The following is a 261-nucleotide window of genomic DNA, read 5'->3' on the forward strand; positions in this document are numbered from 1 at the left end:
GACAAAGCTGTCGAACGTATAGCGCGGGTCGAGCGGTGAACCCAGAACGGAACCCGAAGCCGATTCTGCAACGACTGCGGAACCGCGCTTTTCACCGAGCGACTGCCCAACTGGAAACACCATCTTTTCGCGCGGAGCCACAGCAGGCTTGGTTTCAACTGCTTCGCAGGCTTCCACTGGAGCTGCGCTGCGCACCACGCGGCTTACACCGCGAACCACGACTTCAACTTTCAGGATTTGCGGGTTTTCTTCCTGCCACAG

General features: G+C 58.6%; 1 protein-coding gene. It reads right to left on the minus strand.

All coding sequences use genetic code 11. From position 1 onward, the window contains the following. Window positions 1-261 (minus strand): hypothetical protein (locus SB822_RS58340; RefSeq protein WP_410859276.1); only part of this gene is annotated, 261 nt, incomplete at both ends.

This window comes from Paraburkholderia sp. SIMBA_054 (genome assembly GCF_046534875.1).
In the GTDB taxonomy this organism is placed as follows: domain Bacteria; phylum Pseudomonadota; class Gammaproteobacteria; order Burkholderiales; family Burkholderiaceae; genus Paraburkholderia; species Paraburkholderia hospita.